This is a genomic window from Limnobaculum eriocheiris (genome assembly GCF_021010575.1).
Taxonomy (GTDB): domain Bacteria; phylum Pseudomonadota; class Gammaproteobacteria; order Enterobacterales; family Enterobacteriaceae; genus Limnobaculum; species Limnobaculum eriocheiris.
Map to the genome: position 1 here is coordinate 150,000 of NZ_JAJNAG010000003.1, position 26,226 is coordinate 176,225.

At 51.4% G+C, this 26,226-nt stretch carries 29 protein-coding genes, 1 other RNA gene and 1 pseudogene; 6 read left to right on the forward strand and 25 right to left on the reverse strand.

Annotation, left to right across the window (positions count from 1 at the left end; translation table 11 throughout):
* Positions 1–3: 3 nt before the first annotated feature.
* Genes diaA through LPW36_RS02855 form a run of 3 tightly spaced genes read right to left on the reverse strand, consistent with a single transcriptional unit; the run spans position 4 to position 2,783 of the window.
* The gene (diaA, locus tag LPW36_RS02845; protein WP_218467904.1) at positions 4–594 is read right to left on the reverse strand and encodes a DnaA initiator-associating protein DiaA; all 591 of its coding nucleotides are present in this window, start codon (positions 592–594) and stop codon (positions 4–6) included.
* A gap of 45 nt (positions 595–639) precedes the next feature.
* On the reverse strand, positions 640–1,041 hold the full coding sequence (locus LPW36_RS02850; protein ID WP_230607978.1) for a YraN family protein: 402 nt from the start codon (positions 1,039–1,041) through the stop codon (positions 640–642).
* On the reverse strand, positions 999–2,783 hold the full coding sequence (locus tag LPW36_RS02855) for a penicillin-binding protein activator (RefSeq protein ID WP_230607979.1): 1,785 nt from the start codon (positions 2,781–2,783) through the stop codon (positions 999–1,001). The genes LPW36_RS02850 and LPW36_RS02855 overlap by 43 nt, the downstream gene beginning before the upstream one ends.
* Before the next feature lie 63 nt (positions 2,784–2,846).
* Between LPW36_RS02855 and rsmI the strand changes: the two genes are divergently transcribed.
* Both rsmI and rnpB read left to right on the forward strand, forming a co-directional pair.
* Positions 2,847–3,728 carry a 16S rRNA (cytidine(1402)-2'-O)-methyltransferase gene (gene rsmI, locus LPW36_RS02860; RefSeq protein WP_230607980.1) on the forward strand — a complete coding sequence of 294 codons (882 nt, stop codon included), beginning with the start codon at positions 2,847–2,849 and terminating at the stop codon, positions 3,726–3,728.
* An 87-nt stretch (positions 3,729–3,815) separates the two neighbouring features.
* Positions 3,816–4,192, forward strand: an RNA gene (gene rnpB, locus LPW36_RS02865) — RNase P RNA component class A.
* A 48-nt stretch (positions 4,193–4,240) separates the two neighbouring features.
* Here rnpB and LPW36_RS02870 read toward each other — a convergent pair.
* Positions 4,241–4,648: a hypothetical protein gene (locus LPW36_RS02870; RefSeq protein WP_230607981.1), complete on the reverse strand. Its 408-nt coding sequence runs from the start codon at positions 4,646–4,648 to the stop codon at positions 4,241–4,243.
* Between the two features lie 44 nt (positions 4,649–4,692).
* On the reverse strand, positions 4,693–6,165 hold the full coding sequence (locus LPW36_RS02875; RefSeq protein WP_230607982.1) for a PstS family phosphate ABC transporter substrate-binding protein: 1,473 nt from the start codon (positions 6,163–6,165) through the stop codon (positions 4,693–4,695).
* 400 nt (positions 6,166–6,565) lie between these two features.
* Between LPW36_RS02875 and LPW36_RS02880 the strand changes: the two genes are divergently transcribed.
* The gene (locus LPW36_RS02880) at positions 6,566–6,748 is read left to right on the forward strand and encodes a hypothetical protein (RefSeq protein WP_230607983.1); all 183 of its coding nucleotides are present in this window, start codon (positions 6,566–6,568) and stop codon (positions 6,746–6,748) included.
* 88 nt (positions 6,749–6,836) lie between these two features.
* Here the strand turns inward: LPW36_RS02880 and torA are convergent, their stop codons facing one another.
* Together torA and LPW36_RS02890 are read right to left on the reverse strand one after the other, a co-directional pair.
* The gene (torA, locus tag LPW36_RS02885; RefSeq protein WP_230607984.1) at positions 6,837–9,356 is read right to left on the reverse strand and encodes a trimethylamine-N-oxide reductase TorA; all 2,520 of its coding nucleotides are present in this window, start codon (positions 9,354–9,356) and stop codon (positions 6,837–6,839) included.
* A 10-nt stretch (positions 9,357–9,366) separates the two neighbouring features.
* Positions 9,367–10,527, reverse strand: coding sequence for a NapC/NirT family cytochrome c (locus LPW36_RS02890; RefSeq protein WP_230607985.1), 1,161 nt, complete (start codon positions 10,525–10,527; stop codon positions 9,367–9,369).
* 459 nt (positions 10,528–10,986) lie between these two features.
* Here LPW36_RS02890 and LPW36_RS02895 point away from each other — a divergent pair, with 459 nt between their 5' ends.
* Positions 10,987–11,646, forward strand: coding sequence for a DUF4136 domain-containing protein (locus LPW36_RS02895; RefSeq protein ID WP_230607986.1), 660 nt, complete (start codon positions 10,987–10,989; stop codon positions 11,644–11,646).
* Positions 11,647–11,676: 30 nt separating this feature from the next.
* On the opposite strand, the gene LPW36_RS02900 is transcribed toward LPW36_RS02895, so the two are convergent.
* From LPW36_RS02900 to LPW36_RS02915, 4 genes and pseudogenes are all read right to left on the reverse strand, one after another.
* The gene (locus LPW36_RS02900; RefSeq protein ID WP_230608030.1) at positions 11,677–12,834 is read right to left on the reverse strand and encodes an ABC transporter permease; all 1,158 of its coding nucleotides are present in this window, start codon (positions 12,832–12,834) and stop codon (positions 11,677–11,679) included.
* A 2-nt stretch (positions 12,835–12,836) separates the two neighbouring features.
* A complete protein-coding gene (locus tag LPW36_RS02905) occupies positions 12,837–13,985 on the reverse strand; it encodes an ABC transporter permease (RefSeq protein ID WP_230607987.1) in 1,149 nt (382 codons plus the stop codon).
* Positions 13,967–14,581 (reverse strand): annotated as a pseudogene (locus LPW36_RS02910) (HlyD family secretion protein); the annotation flags it as partial. The gene LPW36_RS02905 and the pseudogene LPW36_RS02910, both read right to left, overlap by 19 nt.
* Positions 14,582–14,661: 80 nt before the next feature.
* Complete coding sequence (locus tag LPW36_RS02915; protein ID WP_137445288.1) at positions 14,662–15,243, reverse strand: recombinase family protein; 582 nt, start codon at positions 15,241–15,243, stop codon at positions 14,662–14,664.
* Between the two features lie 49 nt (positions 15,244–15,292).
* On the opposite strand from LPW36_RS02915, the gene LPW36_RS02920 reads away from it, so the two are divergent.
* Entirely contained in the window at positions 15,293–15,793 is a 501-nt protein-coding gene (locus tag LPW36_RS02920) for a phage tail protein (protein ID WP_230607988.1), read from the forward strand.
* Positions 15,793–16,392 (forward strand): tail fiber assembly protein, encoded by a 600-nt coding sequence (locus LPW36_RS02925; RefSeq protein ID WP_230607989.1) that lies wholly within the window; start codon positions 15,793–15,795, stop codon positions 16,390–16,392. The genes LPW36_RS02920 and LPW36_RS02925 overlap by 1 nt, the downstream gene beginning before the upstream one ends.
* On the opposite strand, the gene LPW36_RS02930 is transcribed toward LPW36_RS02925, so the two are convergent.
* The 14 genes from LPW36_RS02930 to LPW36_RS02995 all read right to left on the reverse strand — a co-directional run bounded on the left by LPW36_RS02930 (position 16,364) and on the right by LPW36_RS02995 (position 26,224).
* A complete protein-coding gene (locus LPW36_RS02930) occupies positions 16,364–16,801 on the reverse strand; it encodes a tail fiber assembly protein (RefSeq protein WP_230607990.1) in 438 nt (145 codons plus the stop codon). The two genes, LPW36_RS02925 and LPW36_RS02930, sit on opposite strands and share 29 nt — an antisense overlap.
* A gap of 1 nt (position 16,802) precedes the next feature.
* A complete protein-coding gene (locus LPW36_RS02935; RefSeq protein WP_230607991.1) occupies positions 16,803–17,663 on the reverse strand; it encodes a gp53-like domain-containing protein in 861 nt (286 codons plus the stop codon).
* A 2-nt stretch (positions 17,664–17,665) separates the two neighbouring features.
* Entirely contained in the window at positions 17,666–18,244 is a 579-nt protein-coding gene (locus LPW36_RS02940) for a phage tail protein I (RefSeq protein ID WP_016246279.1), read from the reverse strand.
* Complete coding sequence (locus LPW36_RS02945) at positions 18,237–19,340, reverse strand: baseplate assembly protein (RefSeq protein ID WP_230607992.1); 1,104 nt, start codon at positions 19,338–19,340, stop codon at positions 18,237–18,239. Before LPW36_RS02945 ends, LPW36_RS02940 begins: the two co-directional genes overlap by 8 nt.
* Complete coding sequence (locus LPW36_RS02950; protein WP_054181147.1) at positions 19,331–19,678, reverse strand: GPW/gp25 family protein; 348 nt, start codon at positions 19,676–19,678, stop codon at positions 19,331–19,333. Before LPW36_RS02950 ends, LPW36_RS02945 begins: the two co-directional genes overlap by 10 nt.
* Positions 19,679–19,733: 55 nt before the next feature.
* On the reverse strand, positions 19,734–20,330 hold the full coding sequence (locus tag LPW36_RS02955; RefSeq protein ID WP_230607993.1) for a phage baseplate assembly protein V: 597 nt from the start codon (positions 20,328–20,330) through the stop codon (positions 19,734–19,736).
* Positions 20,327–21,496: a phage late control D family protein gene (locus LPW36_RS02960; RefSeq protein ID WP_230607994.1), complete on the reverse strand. Its 1,170-nt coding sequence runs from the start codon at positions 21,494–21,496 to the stop codon at positions 20,327–20,329. Before LPW36_RS02960 ends, LPW36_RS02955 begins: the two co-directional genes overlap by 4 nt.
* Entirely contained in the window at positions 21,484–21,696 is a 213-nt protein-coding gene (locus LPW36_RS02965; protein ID WP_181497797.1) for a tail protein X, read from the reverse strand. Before LPW36_RS02965 ends, LPW36_RS02960 begins: the two co-directional genes overlap by 13 nt.
* Positions 21,696–22,580: a phage tail protein gene (locus LPW36_RS02970; protein ID WP_230607995.1), complete on the reverse strand. Its 885-nt coding sequence runs from the start codon at positions 22,578–22,580 to the stop codon at positions 21,696–21,698. The genes LPW36_RS02965 and LPW36_RS02970 overlap by 1 nt, the downstream gene beginning before the upstream one ends.
* Positions 22,580–25,045: a phage tail tape measure protein gene (locus LPW36_RS02975; protein ID WP_230607996.1), complete on the reverse strand. Its 2,466-nt coding sequence runs from the start codon at positions 25,043–25,045 to the stop codon at positions 22,580–22,582. Before LPW36_RS02975 ends, LPW36_RS02970 begins: the two co-directional genes overlap by 1 nt.
* A 92-nt stretch (positions 25,046–25,137) precedes the next feature.
* Positions 25,138–25,281: a GpE family phage tail protein gene (locus LPW36_RS02980; RefSeq protein WP_150148941.1), complete on the reverse strand. Its 144-nt coding sequence runs from the start codon at positions 25,279–25,281 to the stop codon at positions 25,138–25,140.
* Positions 25,241–25,561: a phage tail assembly protein gene (locus tag LPW36_RS02985; protein ID WP_230607997.1), complete on the reverse strand. Its 321-nt coding sequence runs from the start codon at positions 25,559–25,561 to the stop codon at positions 25,241–25,243. The genes LPW36_RS02980 and LPW36_RS02985 overlap by 41 nt, the downstream gene beginning before the upstream one ends.
* Before the next feature lie 98 nt (positions 25,562–25,659).
* On the reverse strand, positions 25,660–25,941 hold the full coding sequence (locus LPW36_RS02990) for a hypothetical protein (RefSeq protein ID WP_230607998.1): 282 nt from the start codon (positions 25,939–25,941) through the stop codon (positions 25,660–25,662).
* Positions 25,931–26,224: a Gp49 family protein gene (locus LPW36_RS02995; RefSeq protein WP_230607999.1), complete on the reverse strand. Its 294-nt coding sequence runs from the start codon at positions 26,222–26,224 to the stop codon at positions 25,931–25,933. Before LPW36_RS02995 ends, LPW36_RS02990 begins: the two co-directional genes overlap by 11 nt.
* Between the last annotated feature and the right edge of the window lie 2 nt (positions 26,225–26,226).

Genomic DNA, 26,226 nt, shown 5'->3' on the forward strand with positions numbered 1-26,226 from the left:
CCTTCAGTCATCCTGGTGAGGGAATAGGGTGTAATCAATAAGATCGCAAAGACAGTTAATAATGAGCATATGCATTTCCTGTATTCGGGCGGTCCGATGCGAAGGAATACGAATTTCAACATCCTGCAAGCCCAGTAAACCGGCCAGTTCACCACCATCAGACCCCGTCAGAGCGACAATGGTCATATCCCGGGTTACGGCGGCTTCAACGGCTTTGATAATATCACGGCTGTTACCACGACTTGAAATCGCCACTAAAATATCACCGGCCTGTCCCAGGGCTCGTACCTGTTTAGCATAACCTTCATCTTTTATACCACCATTATTAATGGCGGTAAGGGTGATGGTATCTGCACTCAAAGCTAAAGCGGGTAAACTGGGGCGTTCAGTTTCAAAACGATGGATAAGCGTAGCAGCAAAATGCTGGGCATTAGCGGCTGAAGCGCCATTGCCACAGGTCAGTACTTTGTTTCCATTAAGTAGAGACTGAACGATGCTCATCGCGGCACGAGATATTGAGTCTGGCAGGGCTTCCGCCGCTGCAATTTGTGTTTGGATGCTTTCGGTAAAACAGCCTTTAATTCTTTCTAACATAGTATGAGTTCTGCTTTCGTTTTGCCTGTCTGGCCGAAGAGGGCGCTAGGTCTCACCATCGGCATTGAACGCGTTTGGCAACCATTGTAACTGATTACCGGTAATGGCTAAAACATCGAACCGACAGTTTGTTGTTTCCAGACATAATTGATGTTGTGCCAACCAGCGAGAAGCAGCATAAAGCAAACGTTGCCGTTTATGCCAGGTAATAGAATCGGCGGCGTGACCAAAGTGTGAGTTCTGTCGATAGCGAACTTCCACAAAGACCAGAATATCACCGTCCTGCATAATCAAGTCCAGCTCACCACCGCGAAACTTAACGTTAGCGGTGATGAAGCGCAAACCCGATCGTTCCAGATGGCGACGCGCTATGGCTTCATAGCGCGTACCAACCTGATAGTGGGTTATTTTACCGGGACCAGTTGTCCCTGATGGTATTGTATCCATGGTAATTGACGGTGAACCACGCAGTTAGAGTCTGCATTGAGTATGCCTGTGGAACCCGTAACTTTGAAGTCAGGTAACTGACTCATTTCTGAGAAATGGTTCGCAAGTTCCCAGGCATCTGCTCCCATACCGTAAAGACGAACCAGAGTATAGTCACTTCTGTATTTGCTTGCGGCCTGTGAAATTGTCGGGGAAAGTCCTACCAGCATTGGAATTTCACTAAATTGCAAACCTTCCATCTCGAAACGGAAATCCGGACCAGCATTTGCCTGATAGCTACGTGAGCTGGCGTATAATCCAGCTGATTTAGACGCTTTAGAGATATCCAGCATTGGTTTAATCAATGCCAGCTCCGGCTGTGTAGCCACAATATAGATAGCATCTACCGGATCGCTGATAGTACCCGTCACACCGGATGACAGCGTAATTGGCTGACCATCGGCACTCATACCACGACCGCCGCTCAGGGCGTCTCTTAAACTTGTCTGGTTAGAAAAATATTGGACACGAGCCGCACTACCGCCAAACTGACTCCACTGATCGGCGAATGCACGCGCTACGCGATCGCCCAGATTTCCACGTGGTACAATCACCAGCGGAGATAATTTACCCTGGGCGTTGATATGGCGTGCAGCATCAGCGGCTTCATCTTCCGGTGAAAGCGCGAAATAACAAATATTAGGACGGTCCGACAGTTTTTCTGGTTGGTTCAGCGCCAGCATATTCAACGTTGATGGAGATTGAGCCAGTTTTTCTACGTCAGTTTTGATTAATGGGCCAACGATAACCGATGCGCCATCTTGTTCAGCCTGGGCCAGAAGTTCTTCTACGGGTTTGCTACCGGTATCGTAAACTTTGACCTGAGTACCTGCACCGGTGCTGCTCAGCGATTTAGCCATATTAAAACCGTCCTGAATTGCCGGGCTAAATTTGCTGCCTGAGCCGGTCAGCGGCAGTAATAACGCGATATTGGTGGTCGTGGCATCCCCTTTCTGGAAACCTAAGGCGCGGGCCAATGGTGCCGGTAATATTTTGGATGCCGGATGGCTACTGTAGCGACCCTGCCAGTCTTTTACCGCAGACTGAAGCATATTATTATCCGCTTTATTGTTCTGGTAGGTTTGCAGTAATTCCAGCCACTCACTCAGGACATTTTCATTAGCATCAACATTTAAAGAGGTAAGCATCGGCATGGTAAACCGGTTTAACAGGTTCCAGGTCTGATCGATAACCTTTTGCTTTTCATCTTCTGTTACCAGAGGTTCCAGATTAATATAGGCGCGCAGTTGAGCTACGGGGTCGCGGCCCTGATTCGCCTGTATTTCTACGCGATAGTAACGTGCTTTCTGTACGTCAGACAGGTCGTTCAGATTAATGTTTTTTAGCCACTGGAACATACCTTTGCTATCCTGTTGCTTTGCAGCCAGTTCAGCACGTAAAAGGAGTCGTTCCTGATCCTGAGCAACAGGCAGCATTTCAGGCAGCTCTTGTAGAATATTCAGCGCCTGTTTGGTGTCATTTTCCATAATCAGAGCGCGAACGGCTAATAGTTTCCAGTTTGTCTGAGCATCGCCGCTGCTTTCGGCGGCAAGTTGCAAGTAGTGAGTTGATGGTTGAGTCAGCTCACCCTGAATACTGTTCTGTGAGTTATTTAAACTTTGGCATCCTACCAAAAACAGCGTAGCCAGTACTACTGGCAGAGCCTGGCTTGCCTTAGTACGGAGGTATGTAGTTAAACGCATGCTGTATCCAATTTATATATAATCTTGAGATCGTTAATATTAAACGGCCACCCGGATGAAACCATGAGTCAACACAATCAAGTCGCTATACTACCCTCGACCCTTTATGTGGTGCCCACCCCCATCGGTAACCTTGGCGATATTACTCAGAGAGCGCTGGATGTACTGGGTAGTGTCTCGCTAATTGCGGCAGAAGATACCCGGCATACTGGTCTGCTATTACAGCATTTTGCCATTAATGCACAACTTTTTGCACTGCACGATCATAATGAGCAATCTAAGACAGACATTCTAATCACAAAATTGAAAGATGGACACAGTATAGCGCTTGTTTCTGATGCAGGTACCCCATTAATTAACGATCCCGGTTACTATTTAGTGCGTCGCTGTCGGGAAGAAAATATTCGGGTTATCCCATTGCCAGGGGCTTGTGCGGCCATTACCGCCATGTCAGCGGCGGGACTTCCTTCCGATCGTTTTTGTTATGAAGGTTTTTTACCGGCTAAAACGAAAGCACGTTGTGATGTGTTACGTGATTTGGAAACAGAACCCAGAACTTTAATCTTCTACGAGTCTACACACCGCTTGCTGGATGGCCTGCAGGACATGATCACCGTTTGGGGGCCGCAGCGTTATGTCGTACTTGCGCGGGAATTAACCAAAACCTGGGAAAATATTCATGGCGCACCGGTGGGTGAACTGTTGGCCTGGGTGAAAGAGGATGAAGTGCGCCGTAAAGGTGAAATGGTATTAATTGTGGAAGGTTATAAAGCGGAGTCGGAGACCGAGCTTTCTGCCGAGTCGCTGCGTACACTGGCGCTGTTACAAAAAGAGCTGCCGTTGAAAAAGGCAGCGGCTTTAGCGGCTGAAATTCATGGCGTAAAGAAAAATGCGCTCTATCGCTACGCGCTTGATCAACAGCAGGGTGAAAACCAAAACGAGTAGTTTTTTAGTAGCCCGCAGCAGTCATTGGTGAAACCCTGTTGGTTTGCGTTCTGGCTTATTGAGGCTATCACGGGTATACTTCGCGCCGGAGTCGGCCAGACAGTCGCCGTTTCACCGTAGTCCCTTTGGGGAGACGGGTGGAAGGGAGGAAAGTCCGGGCTCCATAGGGCAGGGTGCCAGGTAACGCCTGGGAGGCGCGAGCCTACGACCAGTGCAACAGAGAGCAAACCGCCGATGGCCCACGCAAGTGGGATCAGGTAAGGGTGAAAGGGTGCGGTAAGAGCGCACCGCGCGGCTGGCAACAGACCGTGGCACGGTAAACTCCACCCGGAGCAAGGCCAAATAGGGGTTCACATGGTACGGCCCGTACTGAACCCGGGTAGGCTGCTTGAGTCAGTGAGCGATTGCTGGCCTAGATGAATGACTGTCCACGACAGAACCCGGCTTAACGGCCGACTCCAATATCTTTTAAAAAACGCTCTGTTTAAAACAGGGCGTTTTTTTATCTCAAATTACCAAAATCGATACCAGGGCTTTTTGGGAGGGGTTTTGAGAGGTAAACCACGATGTATCTCGTTGGACTGAGCATCAGCAACAATAATATTGAGTGCTAAAGCGGTTTCAATGATAAAGGGCACAACCTCACCAACGCGTGAGAACGAAATGGCCAGCATCCCCATTTCATGGCTGAAATTATTAATCATTGGGCCATCGGCCCACGGGCAGTTATCAACTTCATCATCACTACAGTCACATAAGCAGGGATAGCGTGCAGTTAATCTTTTATGCAGTTCCAGAAGAGCGGGAGCTTTTTCTCTTTTATCATCATAATACTCTTTTCTAAGTTGAAAAATTTTCTCCCAGGCCTGTTTGTCTGACTCAGGAAGTGGAATACAGATTAATTCGACGGTATAGCTCAATTTAAATAACCTCCATTGTCTTGATTCGATAACAGGATCCGGAATTAGTGTGTTGCTCCGATTGGTACATACCCTGCATCTTCTATTAGCTTTTGCCCTTGTGGGCTGAGGAACCAGTCCATTAATTTCTGAGTATTTGGCCCGGGTTGACGGGCAGTCACCATATACACATTAACGCTAAACGGGTAACTGCCATTGTGAATATTTTCTGCTGTTGGAGCAATGCCGTTAACCGATAATAACTGTAATCGATCGTTGTGATTCATCTGGCTGGCATAATAACGAAATGAGTAACCGAGAGCATTGGTGGTGTTTTGATAATTAGCCACCCGGCGAATGATGCCGCCCATTCCTTGTGCCATCTCTGATTCCAGCGGTGCGCGCATAGCGGTACCTTGCATGACTTTAGCCAGCATGGTGGTCTGGCTGCCAGAGTCTTCAGGGCGCTGGTAGGGAATGATATTGATATTCTGACCACCCACAGCCTGCCAGTTAGTTATCTGTCCGGCGTAGATATCGCGTATTTGCTCAACGGATAAATTTTTCACCGGGTTATCTTTATGGGCGATAAAAACGAAAGCTTCCCGTGCAAAGGGCGTCATCGTTAGCGTCAGGCCATTTTCTGCGGCCAGTTTCTTTTGTTGTTCTGATGGTTGGGCAACAAAGATTAAGTCAGTTTCACCCGCAATCAGCGCTTTGTATGCTTCTGGTGTGCGACGACTGCTGATATAAGGGGTTACCGAGTTTTTATCCAACCCTTTATACAATGCCTGAACGGCTGATGCGTAAACCGGGTAAGCAGCAGTCGCACCATCGATTCGCGGCCAGTTTTTGTCGATTGATATTGTGGCCGGGGAAGAGAGCGGCGTTAGTCGGTTATTTTCGGTGTCAAAAGGGGCGTAATCCCACAGGCTGATGGTTTCGTTAATAGTGAGTTCACGGTTTTCTCTGACTAAATGGGTTTCACGTTGATAGCCCTGAAAGGCAATAATAATCAGTAAAATCCCACTTAACGCCAGAACGGGTAATCGGCCCCGGTAGGTCGTAGTTACTCTCCCCAATCTTTTTGCGCCAACGGCAAGGCCGGCAGCAAAACTGATATAGCAAACCGCAGGCGTCAGAATCAATATCCAGAGGCTGCCGGTAAAAAAGGCAATAAAGTTTGTTGCCACAAAAGGAATAAACAGCGCCATCAGATTGCCAAATGAGGAATGGGTAAAGTCGCCCTTGCTGATAACCATTATGATAGCCCAGGCGAATAAACCGTATATTAACGGAGCAAATACAGGCAGATAACGGGGCAGAAAGTTGGCTGGTAAGTTCTTTTTCCGCGCCCACCAAAATCCTGACAGAAAGATAATCAGTGAAGCGAGAGCGATAGCAACCAGAAAATTTGGAATCAGCATGCCAATTGCGATGCTGGCTACCTGAATCAGAATGGGAAGGCCAATCAGGGTAAGTAATAGGGTTTCTATGATATAGCGCTTATGACTGACGGGTTTTTCATGATTGTTCATGAGGGGACTTCCCTGTGGTGTTTTTTGAGATATTAACATTTAACCATATTGATTCACTTGATGATTAAGTGCAAACCCTTCCTCCATTCTCAAACTTCTGCGACCTATCCCCATAATCCAACATATTGAGCTATAAGCATATTGACCGTTTTTCGGTACAAATATACCTTGTGTTTGTTAACCGCTTTTTATGGGTTGGCTTAAAAAGCGAAACCCCGCAGTGCTAGGAACACATACGGGGTCTCTGACCACAACGTTATAAGAGGTAACATCATGGCTGTCGTGAAGCATACCCAAACTCACTCTGAATTTATACTTCACCCTCGATCCAGTTTCAGATCCGGATCGGAAAAACGATCCTTTATTTCAGTGGATTATGCGCCAGCGATAGGAGGCTTTTATGCTTAATCTTATCGACTCTGCCCCTGAGGATCCGCTGGAACTGGCGGAGCAATGTCTGGCCCTTGCCAGCGCGGTAATCAACATTAACGAAGCATCGGTAAAAGAGTCTTTGCAGTTTATTCTGCATGAAAAGATGGAGACATTGTTTCGGATGCTTTATAGCGTGAGTGAGGAAGAGTAAAACGCTATAACAGAGAGTTGAAGCAGATAAGAAAAACACCGGGCAAAGCCCGGTGTTTCGATTACAGACTCAGTAAATTAACATTCGACTATGCTCCCATCGGCACATCATGAGCGGTATTTTTAAGCATCGGCCCGGTATATTTTTCAATTTCCAACTGGGCCATTTGCCCGCAGTTACCCTGCGCCAGACTGGATGAACCAATATCAAAAGTCAGGCAGTTAACGTTACCATTTTTACATAAAGGTTTATCTTCACCGGGATTGGCCGGATCAAACCAGGCGCCTTCACTGATGCGCACTACGCCGCTGCGAATATCTTCGCTGACAATCGCACCCACCAGAATTTGCCCGCGATCGTTAAATGCCCTAACCAGATCGCCATTTTTGATGCCGCGTTTCTCGGCGTCCTGCGGGTTAATCAAAATGGCTTCCCGATCGGCGACCGCATGCTTTTCACGCAGCGGTGTGTTGTCTAACTGGGAATGCAGCCGGTTGGTGGCGTGGGCGGTGTTCAGAGATAACGGATACTTTTCCGCGATGTCCGCTTTATACCACTCGTGTGGCGGCATCCAGCTTGGGTGCCCTTTACAGTCTGCATAATTCATTTTGGCGATGGTATCAGAGAAGATCTCTATTTTACCCGATGGCGTACCCAGAGGGTTTAACAGTGGATTTTCCCGGAAGTCAGCAAAGCGCACCCATTGAGTATTGGCTTCCGGTACCGGGAAGCGCACATAGTTGTTAGATGCCCAGAACATATCGAACGGCGGCAGGGCAACTCTGGCGTTACGGGCTTGCAGTTTCATATCGTCATACATGCCTTTCAGCCACTGGGTTTCGTCTTTTCCTTCGGTAAAGGCATCATGTACTCCCAGACGATCGGCTAAACCGGCAAAAATATCGAAGTCATTACGCGCTTCAAACTGCGGCGGTACGCATTGATGCATCGGGAATACATAAAGCTGGGAGTAATCGCCCCCCATTTCCAGATCGTTACGCTCATAGCTGGTGGTTACCGGAAAAACGATATCCGCGTGTTTCGCGGTAGCGGTCCAGTAAGGTTCATTGACTACCACGGTTTCCGCATGGCTGTATGCCTTACGCAGGTTATTGGTATCCTGATGCTGGTGGAATGGGTTACCGCCGGAAACATAGATCATTTTAACTTCCGGATAGGTGACTTTATTGCCGTTAAAATCAACGGTTTTTCCCGGGCTGGTTAAGCATTCGGCAATACGTGCCACCGGAATTGGCGTAGGTGCATTTTTCGGTGCATTACCCGCAGAGATACCCGCTACAATGCCGCCTTTAGCCGTTGGGCTACCGCCGGAAGAGTAGTGATAGCTAAAGCCGAAGCCGCCACCTGGCAGGCCAATCTGCCCCAGCATAGAGGCAACGGTGACCAGCATCCAGTGAGGTTGCTCACCATGATGCTGACGCTGTATACCCCAACCCCCCATGATCATGGTGCGGTTTTTAGCCATATCGCGGGCGAGCTGACGTAAGGTATCCGCTTTAATACCGCAAATGGCTTCTGCCCATTCGGCGGTTTTTTCTTCACCATCGGTTTTTCCCATCAGATACTGTTCAAACTTATCGAAGCCAACGGTATAGGTTTTGATAAAGTCCGGATTGTGTAGCTTTTCCGTCAGCAACGTATGGGCAATACCTAATAGCATGGCACTGTCGGTATAAGGATGAGGGGCAATCCATTCGGCATTGACGAATTTAGCGCTGTCGTTATGCACCGGATCGATACTGATAATGCGAGTACCTTTCTTTTTCAACGCTTCAAATCCGGTCTGACCATAGTGATCCGGCACGTTCCAACTGTTTTTCAGAGTGACCATCGGGTTACAGCCCCACATGATGACCAGTTGGCTGTTTTCAATCACGTTTGGCCAGGCGGTTTGTTGTTCATACACTTCCATAGAGCCAACCACATGGGTCATGATGACCTGTGCCGCGCCGGTGGAGTAGTCACCGGCATAGCCAAGGAAGCCACCGCTGAGGTTCATCAGGCGCTGTAATAAGGTTCGGGAGTTGTGGAGCATACCGACACTTTTCCAGCCGTAGGAACCGGCATAAATCGACTGTGGACCAAATTCTTTTTGCAGGCGGGCAATTTGTTTACTGACCAAATCCAGCGCCTTATCCCAGCTAACCCGTACCCATTCATCATTGCCGCGTAGTTCAGGATGGCTCCCCGGACCATGTTCCAACCAGCTTTTCCGCACCATAGGATATTTGATGCGGTTTTTGGCATGAACCTGATAGGGGGCCATAGTAACCAGTTCGTTAGGGTAGGGATCGTCATTAACCGATTGAACACCAATCATCTTACCGTTTTCAACAATGGCTTCAAACGCACCCCAGTGGGCTGCGGTGAGTATGCCCTTTTGAGCCTGACGCAGGGCAACAAACTGGGGTAAAGCCTGACTGATGGCTTCCGCCAGAGCCGATTTGGGCCACAGGCCACTCAGCAACGGCACTGCCGCCATCGCACTGGTACCCAGTAAAAAACGACGGCGGCTTAGTTTCAGCGGTTGTTGTTCAAACACGGATTGCTCATCAATGCGGCGATCTTCAGAATCATATTTTTTCATTTTTTATTCCTTAAGATTTAGCAGGTTGAGCGCTTTGCATATCGCTGGCGTGTTTCTGAACGTATTGAGTCAACAGGCGCAACTGCTCTTCGGTCAGCGAGGTTCTTGGCGCCATTCCTTTGACCACCCCGATCCACTGGTTGGCGTTGAAACGGTCGAGAGCGGTTAAACCGTGACAGCCTGTACAGTTAGTGGACATCATGGTGGAGGCGTATTGCCAGATTTTTTCCTGATCGTCGATCAGCTGGTTTTTAGATACCCACACCTGAATGGCCGCCTGATGCCAGACCAAACCGGTTTCCGGATCGGTTACGCTATTTTGTGCCTTAAGATTAGTACGGGCTTCATCACCCAGTAATACGCTGAGGATGCGTTTACCCTCTGCCGCATACAGCACTTCGTTCACCCCGTCTTGCTGCCAGCCAGTGACGTTAACCAATACGCGATCCCCATCGCGTTTGACCACGGTCACTTCGGTGGAAGGCATCAGGTTACCGGCATTGTGCTGTTCACCGGGCTGTAAGTAGAAAGGTTGAGTACCGATGGTGTAGAGCTTAGTGGCGCTTTCCGGCGTTTTGGCGGCAGCGTCAGACAGTTTGGAGGCACCGGCGGCAGCAAGAGAACTCATATCCGGCAGAATATGGGCGACCCCTTTATGACAACTGATACAGGTTTGTCCCTCTTTTATTGCGACCGGGTGTTGCATACGCGCTTCCGGCGTTTGGGCAATGATATCCATGGCATCAAAGCTATGGCAGGAGCGACAGGTGGCTGAGTTATTGGCTTCAAACTCTTTCCAGACCTTTTGGGCCATCTCCAGTTTGTGGGCGTTATATTTTTCTGGCGTATCGATCTTTCCGGTCATTTCACCGTAAACATCTTTTAAAGCTGCAACTTTGGTCAGAAGATAATCGACCGGTTGATGAGGAACGTGACAGTCAGAACATTCGGCCCGAATACCTTTGGTATTCTGAAAATGTACGCTGCCCTGGTATTCTGCCAGTGGCTGTTGCATAGTATGACAGGATACGCAAAACGCGGTATCGCTGGTTTTATGCATTACATACGCCGAGCCGCCTAATAAAACCGCACCAAGAATAATGCCTATGACTAATATCCATAGCACACTCCATTTGCGGCGCTTCGCCGATGGATCGTTTGAATTTTTCATTGCTCGCCTGCTTTTTTTGATTATGTATTAATAAAAGAGGAATTATCCGGGTCTCACCACCGCGGAAATGACGGAAAGGGAAACGTAATAGCTCTCCGATAAGCTAAAGTGTAGACCATAATTTTCGAGGGGAAATGGCATGGCAGCCCCATTGCGTGGGGGATGGAGAGGAAACAGGCAATTAGGTGATTAAACGGATAAAAAATAGGCGAATAGCAGAGAGATCCTGCGGGAAAACAGAAAGAACCCGTTACCTGAAAGAGAATATGTCGTCAGACCTGATGCGGCGTCACGTTATGAATTGTAGTAAGCGAGTCTACAAGATGTGTTCTGTAGCAAGTTATGAGAAGATGTGGTTAATATTTCATCATTTATTCATCAGGATAACGACTCATTTCCCCATTTTGTTGTCATAATAAACAAAGACATTGTAGTCATCTATCTCTTGGGAGCACGTTTATGAACTGGAAAATGGTCTTCACTTTGCTGTTAGTCGGTGTGCTTTCCGGCTGTGCTCAGACAGAATATGTTCAGGTCAGCGCCATTAAGGCGAAAGATGTGACAACCCAGTATAAAAAGTTTGCCATTGTCTCTGACCACTATCAACCGGTTAATGATGACCTGAGCTTTGCAGAATATGCCCGTCAGGTAGCGGTTGTGTTGAATCAGCAGGGTTATGTGCAGGTGAAGAATCAGCAGGATGCGGAAGTGCTGATCTCTTTGAGCTATCGGGTGAGCGAACCACAGGTTCATACCGAGATCGTGAATACCCCAGTGTACCCGCGAGTCGGACCGTTCTACGGTTCCCGTTTTGGTTATTATCCTTATCCAATGCTGGGATATCCGGCTTATGAACCGATGGTTTATCAATCTATTGTGTACCGAAAACTGATCCGTTTGCAGTCCATTGATGCCGCCATCTACCGTAAAGACAAAATGGTAAAACCACTGTGGGATGTGCTGATTGTCAGCAATAACGATAACGGCGATTTACGCTATATGTTCCCGTATATGCTGGTGGCTGCCGAATCCTATATTGGTCAGGATTCCGAACACAGCGTCACCGTGTCGGTGGATGAGCAGGACCCGGCAGTGCTTAATTTAAAAGCCATTAAGTAAATTAAAGGCTATCCCGGCCAGCGGCCGGGATTACGATTTTTTGTGCGAACGACGATGCCTGATAGTGGTAATAAAGCGCCTCAGGTGACCATCTCTCAGTGCTCCCACCAGCCAGCCGAGGGTGGCATAGCTTGCGCCCAGTACCAACATCATCACCACGTCATCCCCCACCTCGGTAATGGAAAGCCCCATCTGGTTAACGCTGGCAATAGCATTGGTTGCCCAGGTTGATGGCAGCAGGTGGGAAATAAACCACACCCATTTAGGCATCAACTGTAATGGCCAGATAGTGCCGGAAATATAGAAAACCGGCGTAGTGACCATTGCTAACGTCAGATAAATCAACTCAATACTACGCAAACATTCAGTAATCAGCTTGGCAAAGCCTAACGTTGCCAGAATAAACGGAAAGGTCAGCAGCAGGATTTCGGGTATTGATGCCGTCTGTCGATAGCCCAATAGCATTGGCCAGATAACAAACAGGACCACCGATAAAAACAGCCAAATGGGGATCAGGGCCGACAGGCAGCCCAGATAGACTGGCAGCGGAGGTTTTCCCTGCGGCAGGGTATGTAACACAATGCTGGTGCGCGTACCGGCAATGAGCAGCGTGTGTTGTAGCAGCATCACCATCAGGCCAGGAAAGGTGATGGCCGCAAAGCTGATACCGGGGTTAAATAAATCGATGCTTTGCGCCTTGATTGGCGAGAGAATGCGCTGGATCTGAACCGGGGTGAATCCATTATTCATCAAAATCTGGCTGTTGTAAGAGAGGCTCATTGAGCGATAAGAGCTAATAACATCCAGCTCTATCTGTCCGTTAGCCAACCGGTTAGTCGCATCGCCATAGGCCGGAATAGTGACGTTTTCGCCATGCAAAATGCGCTTTTCCATATTGTGTGGCAGTACCACTATGGCAAACAGCTTACGGGCAGCCAGATCTTGCTGTGCTTCTTCAATGGTGGTGTAGCTTCGCACTGCAATTTTAGAACTGGCATCCAGACTGCGGGTTACCATACGGCTGGCGGAACTGTGATCCTGATCGATGACGGCCACTGGTAGATCCCACACCGAATGGTTAACGTAAACCAGACTCATAATGCACAGCGAGCAGAGCAACAGCATCCACATGGGTTTTTCCAACATGCGGTTCATGATCATCATAAAGCCGCGACAATAGGCCTTCATCATTATCGAATGTCTCCGCTTTGCAGGCGCTTGGGTAAGCGTTTTCTCACCAGAAATGCAGCGATCAGCGGATAAACCAGCAATAATATGCAGACATACACCAGTGATGATGCGGGAACACCACGCAAGAAAACGTCAAACAGGGCGTACAGGGCATGGGTCAGCGGTTCAATGTTAGCGATAATTTGAGCAATCAGCGGCATAGAGAGTTCCGGTACGGCGGTACCGGAATAGGTCATGGCGATACCGACCAGCAGACCTATTAAGGTATAAGCGGTAATAATGTCTTTGGTAAAGGTAAACAGCAGCAAACCAATACTTTGCGCCGCCATAATATAAAAGAAGCCAATAGCCAGCATAAACAGTGGGTTGCCATTGATTCTGGCCCCGGAATAGGTGACCAGCGCGGCAATCTCTACCATCAGCAATATGGTATAGATAATCGTATAAGGTGCCAGTTTACCTATCAGCGCCAGGCTGAAGGGGCGGGCATTAAGCAGCACTTTACGTCGACTCAAAACATAGATAGTACAGGTAACCACAAACAGTTGAAGAATGTGGATAGTTGCCGCAAAGAGCTGATAGTAAATAAAGTTACCGCTGGCATTAAACAGACTTTCATAAGAGATACTGACCTGTGCCAGCGGCGGCAGCGGACGACCAATGGCCGCCGCAATAATTTGCGAATAGGTTTGATTCAGGCCTGATGTCAGACCGGGAAAATCCTGAGTAGAGTAAAGGCCCGCACCATAAAACAGACCATTATAGTAAAGCGCCGGAGTTGGCTGACGGGCGGCTAATACATCCGCTTCGAAATTATGGGGAATGTACAACAGTGCATAAACTTTAGCCGAACGCAGATCCACCTGTGCCTGTTGCAGGTCATCATACTGGGTTATTTGAGCATGAGAGCCGGCAGCCAAATCGCGGATAATACGCCGGGACAGGTTGCTATGGTCGTTATCTACCGCCGCAACCGGCAGCTTCAGCATGGTTCCGGCAGAGAAGTTGGCGCTGATAACCGTAAACAGCAGCAGAGGAAAGATCCAGGTTAACCAGTGGAGTACAATGCTGCGTGAACCTGCTTTAGCTTCTACATTAAATGAGCGGTTAAAGCAGCGCCAGCCTGCTTTTAATCTTCCCATTTCCATAATGTGCTCATCCCCGGACGCAGCCCTTCAACCGGTTTAACCGGATAGAGCCGCACTTCGAAAGTTTTTAAATCAAAATCGCCGGTCGCTCGGGTGGCCCGTTTGGTTGCGAAATCGCCCATTGGTGAAATAAAGCGCACCTCTGCTTCAATTTGCTGATTTTTTAATGCTGGTATCTGCAACATCACTTTGTCACCCTTACGCACATTAGCCAAAATGTCTTCACGCAGGTTATAGACAAAATAGGCATTCGGCAGGCGAATAATGGTTAACAGCGGGCTGGCGGCGTTAAGCAATTCCCCCTGTTCTGCGGGAATGGTGCCAATTTCACCATCTACCGGGGCTTTAACCAGCAGATCGTCCTGCTGAACTTTTATTTGCGTCAGGTTTTCCTCTGCCTGATGAAGGGCGGCGACAAAGGCATCTTTCTGTTCGGCGCGATCGCCATGTTGTGCTTCATCCAACAGGGCGCGGGCAGCATTCACTTGATGAAATGCGGTATCCCGGGCTTTGAGCGAAGCGTCCAGCATAGTGGCAGAGACATAGCCTTTTGGTGCCATACTCTGATTACGGCGATAATCTTTTTCTGTATTCTGATTGATGCGCCGCGCGATAAATGCGCCCATTTCCGTGAGATAAATGGCATCGCTGCGGCGTTTCAACATTTGCAAAAGAATTACAATCCTACCGCGTCATCCTTCCTCTGACCATCAACCGGAAAATACCGGTAGAGCGTAGATAACCCCACCCCGTAGATAATGGCCAACTGCTGGCGGGTATGCCCCTTAGCCAATAGCCGCCCAATCTGTTCCCGCTCATGCGGCTTTAATGCATTGGGTCTTCCACCGATGCGCCCCTGTGCCCTAGCTGCTGTCAGCCCAGCCAGTGTTCGTTCGACGATCAGCTCGCGTTCCATCTCCGCCAGTGCAGACATCACGTGGAAAAAGAAACGCCCCATGGCAGTGCTGGTATCAATACTGTCTGTTAAAGAGCGGAAGTGGGCACCGCGTTCATGTAACTCTGATATCAGTGCGATCAGGTTCTTAACGCTGCGTCCCAGCCTGTCCAGTTTCCACACGACCAGGGTGTCTCCGCTATTAACGCACTTTAAAGCGCGTTTAAGACCGGGGCGGCTGGCAACTTTTCCGCTCATACGGTCTTCAAAAATGCGGTCACAGTTTGCGCTTGTGAGTGCATTACGCTGTAAATCGCTATTCTGGTCGATTGTTGATACGCGGATATAACCAATGACGGCCATCAATTCTCCTCCTCTATGTCGCGGAGGGAGGATTTTTACAGATTTCGCTATGTGTAACCGCTTTTCCAAAAACCTTGGTTTAGGGGAAGGCTCTGCTTTGCCGGTTGGCGTTCCCATTCCGTGGCCGTCAGCACCCCCCCCAACGGGATGGCTTAAGTGCAACGGAGCCGCGTTCACTGCTTCCCAGTACCCTAAGCTGGCTCAGGCTTATCCGGCACTCAGACTGCCTGATTTACGCGGGGAGTTTATCCGTGGCTGGGATGATGGGCGCGGTGTGGATTCCGGGCGTAGCTTACTGTCGGCTCAGGGGGATGCTATTCAAAATATTGTCGGGACGTTGGGAAGAACCCAGCTCTTTAAAGATACGATGTACACCGGTCCGTTTAATCAAATCGACCAGCTAGGTTCCGTTGGTTTATCTCCTGCTCCCGGCCCTGATGTTGGATATGGTGCCTGTAACTGGTCGTTTGATGCATCACGCGCAGTCCGCACTGCAACTGAAACACGTGCGCGAAACATCGCATTTAACTACATCGTGAGGGCCGCATAATGTCTCAGGCAGAATTAAACAATGAATTTATTGCTACGGTTGCCGGTGATATCACCGTCTTTAACTACTATGGTGAGGCACGCGAATATCTGTCTTCATCCGTTGAGCATCTCGCCGTGGGGGTTGGTATTCCTGCAAATTCCTGCACCGATGCGCCGGGCGAAAGCAAAGAGGGTTTTGCCATTTGCCGGACAGCAGATCTAAGTGCGTGGGAATATGTAGCTGATCGTCGTGGTGAGGTTGTTTACAGCACTGAAACAGGCGAAGCGGTTGCCATCACGGCACTGGGTGATTACCCGGTCGGTACTACAACGCTGGCTCCTGCCACTCCATACGATAAGTGGAACGGCAGCGAGTGGGAGACCGACACGAGGGCACTGCACGAGGCAGCAGTGACAGAAGCGGAACAGACGAAAACCGCATTATTGGCGGAGGCGACAGCAATTATCGCCCCACTGGCAGATGCTCAGGCTGGAGGCTACATCGATGATGCAGACGTGACACGCCTGACAGAATGGCAGCGGTACCGATACAGGTTGACTAAAGTCGATACCAGTACCGCGCCTGGCATTACCTTTCCGCCGAAGCCGGAGGTGTAGGCCATTTGATATCTGGTGCGATGGTCGTATCTACCACCTCAAGCGCATCCAGATAATCTAGCCATAGATTGTACTGTGCCAGCTCGTCACCTTTCAGACGACCAATCGCCGCTTTACCGGGCCATTGTTTACTATTTATGTAAGCATTGGTCTGGTCAACTCGACTCTGCTTTTCAACAACAGCTGCTGCAGCTAACTCTTCCTGAGTTGGTGGTGGAATCTCCCCCCAGGATGGGTAGCCATCCTTTCCGGCAATACGCTTTTTCCCGACAGGTGACTCTGCCATAAATTCTTCAGCAATCTTATCTGAAACTGACCTGGCATCATCAGGCCACGTACCTTCTGCCTTATATAAATCCTCGTTATCAGAAAGATAGAAGGCATTGTTTTTAGCACTATACATATACATGTCATTTACCTACCGAAAACCAGAAAAAGGCGCTTTGCCCAGGAATCATCCCCGAGCCATCATTTTGATAACACTTAGCCTGAAACCCTATGTTATTAACAATCTGATCGTTCAAAACGATTGACTGCATTGCTGTTGGCGTACTTGACTGGCGATAACCAAATCCAATGTAGAAAGGTTTTTGAGTATGAGCAACGGGGTAATTAATTGTCACAGATCCAACTGAATCAGGAAAACCATTCCCCCATTGAACAATTAGACCACCGGGAAACCTTTGGTAGCCGTTTGTAGACAGACTTGCAAGAAATGAACTCATATCCGGTATCTGATTTACCCCCGTTCCCACATCCCGTTTTGCCGCTTCTTTCAAACCAAGGTTTTTGACAAAGAGCACCGGGTCAGGAATATCCGCGCCGTTCTGGTCTTTGGCCAGCTTCTCCGCCAGCTTGTTCAGTACCGTGGTTGCAAAGTTTGGATCGTTACCCAGGGCATCGGCCAGCTCTTTGAGCGTATCCAGCGTCTCAGGTGCGCTACCAGCAAGTGCGGCAAGCGCTTTGGCCACAAATTCCGTTGTGGCCAGCTTTTTGCTGTTGTCACTGTTTGCCGGTGTGGGCGCAGTCGGCGTGCCGGTGAATGTTGGGCTGGCCTTTGGCGCGTACTGAGTATGCGGGTCTGCTGCCGCGATGTGCGCAGCAAGGTCTGTTCCGCCTTTTTCGACCTGTTGCTTCAGGTACAACGTGCGGCTGGCCAGTTGTTTACCCTGGCGGTTAGAAATTCCGTCAGGCCCGCCCAGAACGGGGTCAGAGACCTCAATCTGGTAGATGCCGTCTTCCCACTGCGGGGTTTCAGGTAGGTTTGCCATAATTAACTGCTCCCGTGGTTATAGCTGCCGTCATAGTTGACGGTGTTGTTATAGCGAATGGCGACAGACTGATACTCAAGGCTCGCCAGATGGCAGCGGGCCGGAGCAAAGGCAGCGAGCGTCTGACGTAACAGTGCTGCCTGGTCGTTAGTAATGGGCTGTTGAAGGATGACGCGATAGACCGCCCAGGCTTCCGCATCACCATGGACGAAAAGCCCGTTGTAAGTGTGTTTGCCGTCGTAGCCAATCTGGCCAGTGCCTTCAATCAGATCCACTTCGCCAAAGCCAAAACGGCGGATAATTTCCCGGATTGACCACGGCGTCCCTTTGTAGCGGTGCAGCTCGATAGCGGATTTGATAAGCATGCGGCGAACATCGTCCGATTCCGCCAGCTCCCAGCCATCGCCGAACAGTGAGAACTGCTCGCCCAGCCATGGCAGCGCGGAACTGTCTACGATATCGACGAGATAAACCATCAGTACGCTCAAGTCGATGTTATCCAGCCGCCCGGCCAGTCTTCCCAGCGTTCTGAGACTGATATCACCCTCAAGCGGCGGCGGGAGTTGTAGCGGCTCAGCCATCAGACACTCCGGTCATGTTAAGAGTGATCGCCGTACAGTTTGCCCATTCGTTTTCTGCCACTACCTTCAGCGCCGGTGTCACCAGTTCGACCTGATACACTCCGGCAACGGACAGCACGCTGATAATCTGACTGGGGACAATATCGCGCCCCAGAGTGGCGGTACGGGACGCCACCCAGTTCTGTATCGCGCTGTTGGCACTATCCTTTATCGAGTTGGCATCCTGGTCACGATAAATAGTGATGTTGGCTTCAATGGCGTAATCAACCTGCACAGGTGTTTTAGCCCGCACGGTATCAGTGAGCGGTCTGACTTTCTCATCCGAACAGAAGCTCTCGACCAGCGTGAGGATGCTGTCGTCCGGCAGACCGGTGCTGAGCAGTGGATACAGCTCGACGGTGCCGGGCACAGGCGAGAGAACGGCGACATCGACAATGCTGGGATGTGCTCCCATGGCATGAAAACGGTATGCCATACGGCTTCCGGCGTTGGTGAATGACTCCGGGGCCAGTTTGGTACGCTCGCGAAGCCTGTCATTGTCTTCCTGCTCAGAACCGCCAGAACTGGCCACCAGATTAGTCACCTGCAGGTCGACGTTATCAATCTCATCGAGCAACTGACTAACCTGCGCAGGTTGCCAGCCGTTGCCAGCGGCTCCCGGTTCAGTACAGGTGGCCGTGGCATTGACCAGCAACAATCCGGCCTTCAGCACCACGTCCGTATCGGTGGCAAAAATAATGCTATCGGAAGCGCTGACGCGGGTTCCTGCCGGAATCAGCACATCAATGGCCAGCGCCTCATCCACGGAGAACTGAAGCGTTGTGGTGGCAGGCTGTGCGGCAAGACGATATACACCGACAAGTTCACTGAGGTAATCAATCATCGGCTCACGGGCAAAGGCGACCAGATTCTGCTTCGCCGCCTCCTGTACCGCCACCCTGACCAGCATTTCGCGATAGGCCCAGAGGTCAATCAGCAGACGTTCGGCCTGTGCCGGATACAGCGTTTTGCCGGTATCCGCCTCATACTTCGCAATCATTTCTGCCGTGATTTTGTCGGCATCGCGTTCAATAAAATCGGGTTCTGTCAGCGCCATAGCAGTTCCTGAGTCCGGGGTTGTCCGTCTGAGCCTTTCCAGCTCACCCGGAGCGTAAGATGTTCACCGTCAACGGCGGGTTTAACTGACGTCAGCTGGCAGCGAGGCTCCCAGCGGCGAATGGCATCGACGGACTCGCGCACGACGTGCGGAATGGCACGATCAACGGGCCAGTCAATATAAAGGTGAAGATTGCTGCCGAACTCCGGGCGGTGCGGGTCGCTGCCACGAGGAGTGCGCAGAATGATTTGAATGGCCTGCCAGATATCATCCAGCCCCTGGACGATTTCGCCGGGGGCCTGCAGGGCCGGTTGCCAGAATACTGAGGTTGTTTTCATGGGGGCAGTATTGCCCCCGGAAGGGAATGCCGATATTAAAGGCGTTTAATAAGGTTCAGTGGGAGTGGTGGTTGGAGTTTGCGCCATCAGACAGCATGCTACCGGTGGCGTGGGCATTCCCTTCAATCTCGATATTGCCCTGAATGGTTGCGGTGGCACCTTCACCGCCAGAACCAGTCATGCCTCCCTCATAAGTGAGCTTACCCATGACAAGCAGGTCCCCGGTCATTATGGTTTCTGGCGCATCAATCGTGGCTTTCTGCGTTTTCACGAGCACGTCAGCACTACACTCAATCACAAGATGCTCGATCCCGCCCTTAATGGTGAGCGTATGGGTGCCCCGGTGGTAGCTGATCTCCGCCCCGTCGCTGAAAGTTGTGCCGCGAACGTTCTTGTCGCTGAACGAGGGTCTATCAATGTCGGAATAGACTGCACCAAGAATCACACCATCTTCGCCGTTTTCATCCAGCAGCACCTTGACCTGCTCCCCCACGTCCGGGAGCCAGTAGTCTTTGTTGTTCTGGGTATTACGCTGAAGGACGTCCAGCCAGTTGGTGCGCATGTTATCGCACTCAGGCAAACGGACGCGGGCTTTCACGCCATCAGCATCGACGGCACTGACTGTACCGGTCTGCAGGGTTACGCCTGTCATTTTTTCTTTTCCTTTATTACCGTGGATGTGCTGCCGTCCGGCTTGTAGACAGTAAGTGTCTGGGTCTTGCCGGTCTTATTGCCTTTCTTCGCCTTACCCCGCGTCACCGGCCCCCGCGCCACATCCAGCTCGGTCACGTAGCCGCTGCTGCGGTCAAGCGTATGGCGGGCAGTGGTTATCAGCCACGGCCCGGATAGCTGGCCAAAGCCTGACAGCTCAATTTTATTGCCCGCTGTCAGCTGGGATGCGCCCATCAGCGTCAGTGAGCCGCTCTGCTGGTATTCGTTGTGACGAGCCAGCGCGGAATCGGCCTTAATGCGGGCGCTGTCCGGGTCACTGACGCGGCTGTTGACCTGAAGCCGATCGGCGCTGGTGACCTTGCCGCCTTTGGTTTGCTTGCTGCTCTCACTGGTACCACCGTCAGCCTCATACACAATCAGCTTTTTCGAGCTGCTCTTCTGGTGCTTGACCCTGGCGGATTTGTAGACCCGGTTGATGGTATCGCGCAGCGAGTAACGGGCCACGTCCTGCGGCTTCAGCTGCCGCACCGGCTCCTGGCTGCGAAGCGTGGCCAGATGCGAAAATATCAGCTGGTCGCTGACAATCTTCACCGCATAGCCGTACTCGCTGGCAAGCCGGTGCAGAAAGGCCACATCGGTCTCGGCGTACTGCGTCACCCGGTCAATTTTGATGACCTCGATGCTGCCGACAAGCTTCAGCTGATGCTTTTTGGCAATACGCCCGGCGATGGCCGCCAGCGTTGTGCTTTCGAAACCTCGACTTGATTTCGTCCGTAACGCGCTGTTGACTGAGGTGGCCACGCCCCGGATAGAAACCACGGACGCAGGCGAACTGACCTCGATCTCGTCGATAGAGAAGGTACCGCAGGACAACAGCTTCTCGCCCTGGTAGCCCACCTTCAGGGTCAGCGTGTCGCCTTTGCCCGGATACCACGTATCCAGCCAGCGACCATCGGTATCATCCAGCTCCACTTCGATGGTGTCGGACTCATTTTTGATGTTATCGCTGTACGTAATGCGGGTGACGTACGGGGTGATATCGCTGGTGATATTCTTTTTCAGATACCACAAGGTGAACACCGGTGAAAGTACATCGCTGACGCCAGTCAGGGCAGACGATGCCTGCGAACTGCTTACCTCAGCCATGGCGGAGTATCCTCTTCTGTCGTGGCTTCTTCAGCCTCAATCACCGGGATAAGCAACAACAGCCCGGAGGGAAGCACTGGCGTGATGGCCACGTGCGGATTGGCGGCAATAATCCGGGGGTAGCCCATCGGGTCGCCGTAATACTGCCAGGCAAGCGCGTCCCAGCGCTCCCCGTCACGGGTGACATGCTCAAGAAACATCAGACACTCCTCGCCATGATTCTGGCTGCCATGGTGCTTAACCCCGGCGACATACGGGTGAACGTGGTGCTGGCGGAATTAAGCTGGCCGGAAACCGCATCCAGTGCCGCCGCAATATTGCTCCCGTCAACGCCGTTCAGCGCGGACTGCGCTTGCTGAACATACGAGGCGGCCTCACCGGTGGACCGGGCCAGGCTGACGGCATCCGGCATGGACTCCGCCAGCGCATTAAACGCCGGGATACTGCTGCCCAGCGACCCGGAGATATTCCCCAGCCCACTCATCAATCCTGGTACGCGGGTCAGCGCCACAGTCGGGTTATCCTTCATTTTCTGTGCAATCCGTACCGCGCTCATGGTGGTCTGGAGCACTGACTGTGCCTGCTTCGCATAGTTGACGCCGTCCCGTACGTACTGCGCCACGCCGGAAGGTGACGGAACCGCAGAAGACACCGCGCCGGTGCCCGGTACCTGCGCACGGATAGCGGGCGGCTTCAGAGGGTTTTTAGGGTCGCCGATGTACTCCCGGAGAGACGCGGTGGCATTGACGGCCAGCACGTTGCCGGTGCTGTCGGTCTGCTCGCTAGTCGCGGTCACGTCGGTAATCACAAACCAGCCGCGATAGTCGCCATTCCCGAAGACCAGCGCCAGCGCCTGATGGGCCTTCATCGCCGTTCTGAGGCGTGCCAGCTCGACGTCGGGCACGCAATAGTGCTGGTGAAAGACCAGGCTTATCTGGATTTCATCCAGCTTGTCGCCGATGAACTGCAGGCCGGGCTTCCCTTCGATGCGGGCATGCTCGGCATAATCGACGCCGAACGTCGCCTCGAAGCCATCCCAGTAGGTAATCAGCTCAAATTCAATATCGCCCAGAACCGCAAACATCAGCTGTACCTCCTGCGTTCTTGCTGAGCCAGCAGGCGCTCCAGCATTTTTTCCAGCTCGTGCACGCTCATATTCAGCGCACCGGTCAGCCCGGCTGGCGCTGCTGTCTCTTTGCCATTGAGGTAGAACTGAGGATTAAAGTCGACCTGAATACCACCAGACATTCCGCCACCGGATGCAGCTGCGCCACGGCCTGAATACCCCGCAGCCATGATTTCTGGCGACGGGATACGAGGTACATCCGGTGTCATTTGTTCAGCCAGCCGCTGCCCGGCCAGCGCCGCAAGCGGAGTGGTTCGCTGCAGGCCGATGGCTGCTCCCTGTGCGATGTTGTCACCAAAGCCCATAAACACCCGGCTCGGCGAGTGAATACCCAGTTTTTCTTTAAACCAGCCGCCGACGCTGTCTCCCATGTCGGTGACGGTGGTTTTGAGCGAGTCCCATTTGTTTTTGATGCCGTTTATCAGCCCGTCGATAAGATGGCCACCGAAGTCAGTGAACTTCGCTGGCAGATCAACGCCGAGATATTTCAGCGCAGCCGCAAAGGCTTTGTAGAGCAGACCAACCGGCGACCAGTTAATCAGCAGCTTACCAATCCCCACGATACCGCCGTTAAACGCCGTTTTAATGTCTGCCCAGCGCTGTTTAAACCAGCCGCTGACCGCTCCCCAGTTGCGGTAAATAAGGTAAGCAGCCACAGCAACAGCGGTGATGGCCAGACCGATAGGGTTCATCATCAGCGCCCGGCCAATCCAGAGAACTGCCCGTCCGACGAGCATAATGCCGCGAACAAGACTGCCACCAAGTACACGCCCCAGCGTACCAGCCCCTTTGGCGACAGCGCTGAAGCCGGTCACTAACCAGCGGAGTTTGCCGCCTTCACCCAGTGCAAGGGTCAGACGAAGCCAGTTAGCTCGAAGCCTGACAACACTTCCCCATACGCTGGTAAATGGTGAGATAAGGAGATTCAGCCCCAGCTTGAGACCGATTGTGGCCATCTTGAAGGCAAGTAATGCACCCACAACCTTAATGGTACCGCTGACGAGCTGCGGGTTTGCCGCTATCCATTTGCCAACGCTGTTCATTAAGGGGATGAAAGTTTCCCCCAACTGGATCAAAGCCGGGCGTAATGATTCTCCGATGCTAATGGCCGAGTCGTTAAAACCAATCTGGGTACTGCGCCAGCGTCCTTCGAGTGTGTCATTCTGTTTTGCTGCATCCTTGTCCAGGGTAGACATCGCAGAGGGAGTGTTCATTTCCTGTTTATTAGACTGGTACTTATCCCAGCCCTGGCGCATCGCCAGCAGATGGTTGACAGTCTGAATATCGGTGAACACTTCCGCCAGTCCAAAGGATTCCATCAACTTCTGCTGGCCTTCCTGATCGCCTCTTGATCCTGCAGCTTTCCATTGTTGTACGAATGCCTTGCTTTTACCGTCGATAAATCGGTTGGCAATCATCAGAGAGGCTTCATACTGAGAGAGTCCCTGGGCTACATAATTTTGCATTGACCCCTGATAGTCCACTCCGGCTTTGGCATATTTCTGAATGGTATCTCCGCGCCCCATCGCCGCCAGCCAGTTAGACATATTGGTGACTGCTTCCTCTGCAGAGCCGCTGCCTTTACCCACTTCCAGACTGGCGACAATCTGGGTTATGGCGTCTTTACCGTAAATACCACGGGCCGCGAAAGCTTTGGCCATACCGGGCAACGCTTTCGCCATATCCTTCAGTTCAAATGACCCAAGCTTTGCCCCAGTTGCCGCAATTCCAAAAGCCTGCTCCAGCTCCTTCGCATCGGTAATTTTAAGCGCATCGCTGAAGGCATAGGTCATTTTGGCGAGGTCTGTCATATCCGCTTTGGTGGCTGTGGCTGCTTTGCCCAGCATTCCGGCAAACTTTGCTGCCTGTTCCGGGTTCATACCATCAGCAACCAGTTGACCAACACCACCCAACAAAGACTCCTGCAGCTGGTTAACCCTGAGCGATGCCTGACGAATAGCAGTACCGATAGCCTGCTCCTGACGTGCATCCAGATCGCCGGTCACGCTGATATCGCGAAGCTGGGACTCAAACGAGGCATATTGTTTGATTGAGGCCATAACTGGTGACCCCAGTGTTCTGCCTATGGCATAGGTTTCTGCCCCCTGCCCATAGAGCGCCATGCGGTTAGCTTTCTGCGCATCACTGGTGGCAGATACCACCGAAAGACGACGCTGCTGGCGCTCAACCTGTTCCATTGTTCGACCAACCCGCAGCAGAGCATTGTTCAGGTTCTGCATGGAAGAGGTACCGAGGTGACCATAGCGGGCAATTTTCTGAGTTAAATTATCTTGCCGCTCCTGCAGACGGCGTGATGTATCGCCAAGGGAGTCGAGGGCGCGTCGGGTACCGCTGACGGCAGAACGGAAGCTGCTTCCGACAATCCCGCCAATAATGACGCCAACTGAAAATTCACTGGCCACGCTGGTTATCCTCTGAAAGCGAAAAAACGTAAGGGGAATATCGGAGAGGCATGCAGAACAGCCGCGAGTGGCGGCTGTCAGGTGATGAGGAGTTACTGATTGTCGCCGAACTCGCTTTTGATTTGCTCTTCAGCCTGCTCCAGCCACATCTCCAGATCGTCAGTATCGAGGGCATCAATCTCCCCCGGCTGAAATCTAAACCACCTCGCCAGCAGTCCCTGTGCCTGCGTCAGCATCTTTGTCGCTCTTGCCCAACCCCGTGATTTGCTGAAATCGGGTCTGCAGCTCCAGATAATCGGCCAGGTCCATGTTGTCCATGTCCTCCGGGAGCAGGCCGGTACTGCGGGAAATCAGTGGCTCATCCCAATCTGCCGGGTCTTTATGCGTTTTCTTGACCAGTTTGAGGTCTTTAACCGTCAGGCGCTTAAGGGTGAGTTGAGAAATGGAGTTACCTGCTGCCGTGGTGAAAGGGAACTGCAGGACAAAGATTTCTGCTTCTGTTTGGGTCTGTGACATGTTCATGCTCCTGTGTAAGTTCAGGGCAGTATGTCTGGTGACGCGGGGAACATATATTAAAGGGGATTAAGAAGAAAGGGGCCGAAGCCCCTGTGATATCAGTGAGTGCGAAACCCTTTGCAGTTACGCAGAAATGCAATGAGAAGCGCCTTTCCTTCAGCTTTACCGATGCCGGTGAACCAGTGGTCAGGCGGTTCCCATGCCTCAATCAGGTCAGCCAGCTTCCGTGCTTTGGAGCGGGTGCAGTCAATCGGGTAATTGGTTTTTCGGGTATTAAAAAGATTTTCCACCCCCGGAATATCGAGGAGGGTGAACCAGGTGCCATTCCCCATGCCAATCGAACCGCAGTCACCGCCTTTATCTTCGATCTCAACGGTCATCGTGTTTTCCCAACGCCAGCTGTGACTTCAGCCTGTACCCTTCAAACTGCCACAGCGCTTCAGTCTCATTGCGCTGCGCTTTAGCGATCGCCACTTTCCTGCCAGTCTCTTCATCGAACAGACCCGGATGCGCCGTGGCGCTGAATCCACTGCTGACCATAAAGCCATCCGGCATCAGCGCAACAGCAATGGTCAGCGTGGTGCCCGGAAAGTGGTGGGTCTGATAACTCAGCGACGCCACCAGGTCGTCTATCGTTTTACGCTCAACTTTGGGTACCACCATGA

What these genes read in the sequence shown, in the direction of transcription:
- diaA (WP_218467904.1), bottom strand. Translation starts at nt 594, where the DNA reads ATGTTAGAAAGAATTAAAGGCTGTTTTACCGAAAGCATCCAAACACAA.
- LPW36_RS02850 (WP_230607978.1), bottom strand. Translation starts at nt 1,041, where the DNA reads ATGGATACAATACCATCAGGGACAACTGGTCCCGGTAAAATAACCCAC.
- LPW36_RS02855 (WP_230607979.1), bottom strand. Translation starts at nt 2,783, where the DNA reads ATGCGTTTAACTACATACCTCCGTACTAAGGCAAGCCAGGCTCTGCCA.
- rsmI (WP_230607980.1), top strand. Translation starts at nt 2,847, where the DNA reads ATGAGTCAACACAATCAAGTCGCTATACTACCCTCGACCCTTTATGTG.
- LPW36_RS02875 (WP_230607982.1), bottom strand. Translation starts at nt 6,165, where the DNA reads ATGAACAATCATGAAAAACCCGTCAGTCATAAGCGCTATATCATAGAA.
- LPW36_RS02880 (WP_230607983.1), top strand. Translation starts at nt 6,566, where the DNA reads ATGCTTAATCTTATCGACTCTGCCCCTGAGGATCCGCTGGAACTGGCG.
- torA (WP_230607984.1), bottom strand. Translation starts at nt 9,356, where the DNA reads ATGAAAAAATATGATTCTGAAGATCGCCGCATTGATGAGCAATCCGTG.
- LPW36_RS02890 (WP_230607985.1), bottom strand. Translation starts at nt 10,527, where the DNA reads ATGAAAAATTCAAACGATCCATCGGCGAAGCGCCGCAAATGGAGTGTG.
- LPW36_RS02895 (WP_230607986.1), top strand. Translation starts at nt 10,987, where the DNA reads ATGAACTGGAAAATGGTCTTCACTTTGCTGTTAGTCGGTGTGCTTTCC.
- LPW36_RS02900 (WP_230608030.1), bottom strand. Translation starts at nt 12,834, where the DNA reads ATGAAGGCCTATTGTCGCGGCTTTATGATGATCATGAACCGCATGTTG.
- LPW36_RS02905 (WP_230607987.1), bottom strand. Translation starts at nt 13,985, where the DNA reads ATGGAAATGGGAAGATTAAAAGCAGGCTGGCGCTGCTTTAACCGCTCA.
- LPW36_RS02915 (WP_137445288.1), bottom strand. Translation starts at nt 15,243, where the DNA reads ATGGCCGTCATTGGTTATATCCGCGTATCAACAATCGACCAGAATAGC.
- LPW36_RS02920 (WP_230607988.1), top strand. Translation starts at nt 15,293, where the DNA reads ATGTGTAACCGCTTTTCCAAAAACCTTGGTTTAGGGGAAGGCTCTGCT.
- LPW36_RS02925 (WP_230607989.1), top strand. Translation starts at nt 15,793, where the DNA reads ATGTCTCAGGCAGAATTAAACAATGAATTTATTGCTACGGTTGCCGGT.
- LPW36_RS02930 (WP_230607990.1), bottom strand. Translation starts at nt 16,801, where the DNA reads ATGTATATGTATAGTGCTAAAAACAATGCCTTCTATCTTTCTGATAAC.
- LPW36_RS02935 (WP_230607991.1), bottom strand. Translation starts at nt 17,663, where the DNA reads ATGGCAAACCTACCTGAAACCCCGCAGTGGGAAGACGGCATCTACCAG.
- LPW36_RS02940 (WP_016246279.1), bottom strand. Translation starts at nt 18,244, where the DNA reads ATGGCTGAGCCGCTACAACTCCCGCCGCCGCTTGAGGGTGATATCAGT.
- LPW36_RS02945 (WP_230607992.1), bottom strand. Translation starts at nt 19,340, where the DNA reads ATGGCGCTGACAGAACCCGATTTTATTGAACGCGATGCCGACAAAATC.
- LPW36_RS02950 (WP_054181147.1), bottom strand. Translation starts at nt 19,678, where the DNA reads ATGAAAACAACCTCAGTATTCTGGCAACCGGCCCTGCAGGCCCCCGGC.
- LPW36_RS02955 (WP_230607993.1), bottom strand. Translation starts at nt 20,330, where the DNA reads ATGACAGGCGTAACCCTGCAGACCGGTACAGTCAGTGCCGTCGATGCT.
- LPW36_RS02960 (WP_230607994.1), bottom strand. Translation starts at nt 21,496, where the DNA reads ATGGCTGAGGTAAGCAGTTCGCAGGCATCGTCTGCCCTGACTGGCGTC.
- LPW36_RS02965 (WP_181497797.1), bottom strand. Translation starts at nt 21,696, where the DNA reads ATGTTTCTTGAGCATGTCACCCGTGACGGGGAGCGCTGGGACGCGCTT.
- LPW36_RS02970 (WP_230607995.1), bottom strand. Translation starts at nt 22,580, where the DNA reads ATGTTTGCGGTTCTGGGCGATATTGAATTTGAGCTGATTACCTACTGG.
- LPW36_RS02980 (WP_150148941.1), bottom strand. Translation starts at nt 25,281, where the DNA reads ATGCTGACGCAGGCACAGGGACTGCTGGCGAGGTGGTTTAGATTTCAG.
- LPW36_RS02985 (WP_230607997.1), bottom strand. Translation starts at nt 25,561, where the DNA reads ATGTCACAGACCCAAACAGAAGCAGAAATCTTTGTCCTGCAGTTCCCT.
- LPW36_RS02990 (WP_230607998.1), bottom strand. Translation starts at nt 25,941, where the DNA reads ATGACCGTTGAGATCGAAGATAAAGGCGGTGACTGCGGTTCGATTGGC.
- LPW36_RS02995 (WP_230607999.1), bottom strand. Translation starts at nt 26,224, where the DNA reads ATGGTGGTACCCAAAGTTGAGCGTAAAACGATAGACGACCTGGTGGCG.